General features: G+C 46.1%; 3 protein-coding genes and 1 tRNA gene. 2 read left to right on the plus strand and 2 right to left on the minus strand.

Annotation, left to right across the window (positions count from 1 at the left end):
• Nucleotides 1-1002 (minus strand): glycosyltransferase family 1 protein (locus VN105_RS12815; RefSeq protein WP_325641447.1); only part of this gene is annotated, 1002 nt, incomplete at its 3' end.
• Between the two features lie 138 nt (nt 1003-1140).
• Between VN105_RS12815 and VN105_RS12820 the strand changes: the two genes are divergently transcribed.
• Nucleotides 1141-1953, plus strand: a complete 813-nt coding sequence (locus VN105_RS12820) for a 2,3,4,5-tetrahydropyridine-2,6-dicarboxylate N-succinyltransferase (protein ID WP_325641449.1) — start codon at nt 1141-1143, stop codon at nt 1951-1953.
• Nucleotides 1954-2065: 112 nt separating this feature from the next.
• Nucleotides 2066-2149 (plus strand) — tRNA-Leu (locus VN105_RS12825).
• A gap of 227 nt (nt 2150-2376) precedes the next feature.
• On the opposite strand, the gene VN105_RS12830 is transcribed toward VN105_RS12825, so the two are convergent.
• The coding region (locus VN105_RS12830; RefSeq protein ID WP_325641451.1) for a hypothetical protein at nt 2377-2764 on the minus strand (388 nt) is incomplete at its 5' end.

Below are 2764 nucleotides of genomic sequence, written 5' to 3' on the forward strand. Positions count from 1 at the left end.
ATCCGCTATAGATACAGGGTCCTGCGGATCTACATAGAGGGCGGCATCCCCGGCTGTTTCTGCAAAGCAGGATCCCCGGGAGGTGATGACCGGTGTGCGGCTCCACAAAGCCTCCAGGATGGGAATGCCGAATCCTTCAAAAAAAGAAGGATAAATGAGCGCCAGCGCGCCCTGGTACAGGAGTGGCAATTCACTGTTTTTAATACGTACCTGTTCGTTGAGAAAAACCACCTGCTGTGTGAGTCCGTTTTCTTCCAGGTATGTCTTTACTTTCTTTTTATAGGCACTGCCATTGCCCAGCACTACCAAAGGTACATCCAGTGTGCCTTTTAGTGTATTCATGGCCGTTACAATGCCCAACAGGTTCTTCCGTTCGATCAGCGAACCTACGTACAGGAAATATTGTGAAGGCAAGCGGTATTTCGCGCCCATTTCAGCAATATCATCATCGGGATACGTAACAGCAAAAGCGGGATCGCAGCTTTGGTATACCACGTCGATCTTATGGGCCGGCGTTTGGTAGTAAGTGACCAGGTCCTGCTTTGTTTGTTCGCTGATAGCCACTACCCTGTCGGCCTCCCGGCAGGCATAGCGGGCTTTGCGCCGGTATGTGATTACATCGATGGGATTATATTGTTCCGGGTATCTTTCAAAAATAAGATCGTGCATGGTAACTACCGACCTGATGCCGCTTTTGTGGATACCAAAGGGCAGTTCATGACTAAGGCCGTGATAAATGCCGATGTTATAACGCAACAGGTCTTTTACCACAAAACGGCTGCGCCAGGCGGACTTAAACCAGCGATACAGCGGTTGTTGCGGCACTACTACTTTCACATCCGGCAGGGCGGCGAGATCGTACATACCGGTTTGCTTAGGTGCGAACAGGTAATATTCATCTTCCGGAAAATCCTTTGCCAGAGATGATATCAGGGTACGGCTATAATTCCCGAGACCTGTGTCGTTCTGGAACGCGCGTTTGGCATCGAATCCTATTTTCATAAAGTAGTTTCTTCCACAAAAGGCAAAATTAAGGATTACAGACGGCGAATCGGGTATATCTGACAAGATTTCCGGAAATACCTCCCGCTAATTCGTAATTTCATTTTCTACTTATTATGTTTGCAAAAAATAAAAAAAATGGAATTACAACAACAAATACTGGCTGCCTGGGCTGATCGCAGCCTGTTACAGGAAACACAGTACACAGATGCGGTTAAGGCGGTAATAGAAGCGGTAGATAAAGGACATCTGAGAGTTGCGGCTCCTACAGAGAACGGCTGGCAGGTGAACGAGTGGGTGAAGCAGGCAATTTTAATGTACTTCTCCATTCAGCCAATGGAAACAATGGAGTTACCTCCGTTTGAGTTCTATGATAAAATGAGATTGAAATCGAACTATAAAGACCTTGGCGTAAGAGTAGTTCCCCACGCGATAGCCCGTTATGGCGCCTACATTGCGAAAGGCTGCATCCTGATGCCATCTTATGTTAACATCGGCGCTTTTGTAGATGAAGGCACCATGGTAGATACCTGGGCCACTGTAGGCTCCTGCGCGCAGATCGGTAAAAACGTGCACCTGAGTGGCGGCGTTGGTATTGGCGGTGTACTGGAACCCTTACAGGCCAGCCCGGTGATCATTGAAGACGGCTGCTTTGTGGGTTCCCGTTGTATAGTAGTGGAAGGCGTTATCGTGGAAAAAGAAGCGGTACTGGGCGCTAACGTGGTACTGACCCAATCGACCAAGATCATTGATGTGAGCGGCAGCGAGCCTGTTGAATACAAGGGCCGTGTACCTGCGCGCAGCGTGGTAATTCCTGGTACCTATACCAAGAAATTCCCAGCCGGCGAATACCAGGTGTCCTGTGCACTGATCATTGGTCAGCGTAAAGCCTCCACAGACCTGAAGACCAGCCTGAACGACACGTTGCGTGAGTTCAATGTAGCTGTATAAATTTAGTAGTAACGGCGCCTGTAACGGGCGTCGTTTTTTTATGCGCTGAAAAAAAATTTGGTTAGTTTAAAAAAGTGTTTACTTTTGCAATCCCTTTACGGGGACATGCGATGCCCAGATGGCGAAATTGGTAGACGCACTGTGTTCAGGTCGCAGCGTTCGCAAGGATGTGCTGGTTCGAATCCAGTTCTGGGCACTAAGATGGACAAATTGAAAATTCCTTCGGTTTGTCCATTTTTATTTTCGTAAAAAACTGCGTCCATGCTGTATATCAGCTTCACAGCTTCGTTTCATCGAGTGGTTCGATAATTGATTCCGCCCAAAAATAGAAAGTAGGAGTAAGCATTAAGCCGTCATGACTGCCCATAACCTTATTAAGTGAATGTTCGATGGATAAGTAAAATTGGGAGTTTATCCGACATTTCATAAGGTCTGTCTTTCTATTAACCCTATCCTAAGACTCTCCTCATAAGCTTCTTTAAAGAAGCGGCTAAGATCTCCCCAGCTACTTGTTAAAGATGCCTGATGTTCCGCAATTAGGAGATTAAAATCACTATCAACGAGATATCTCTTATAAAAACAAAAACCAACTAAATGCGGCGTGGTCTGTACGAATTCGTTTCCAAGTACTTTTTGAGCCAACACTCTGGCCTTTTTGTCATCAGTCAAAAAAGCCTGTCGTGTTTTTTTTGCAAATACGATAGATGATAATTCACCTTTACCGAGATTTTTCCTATTCTGAAGTATCTCGATTTCTTGAAGGTCGTCAATCGTAATATCACAATTCGTAAATCTTTGGGTCGCAATCTCT

It is taken from the genome of Chitinophaga sp. (genome assembly GCF_035564935.1).
In the GTDB taxonomy this organism is placed as follows: Bacteria; Bacteroidota; Bacteroidia; order Chitinophagales; family Chitinophagaceae; genus Chitinophaga.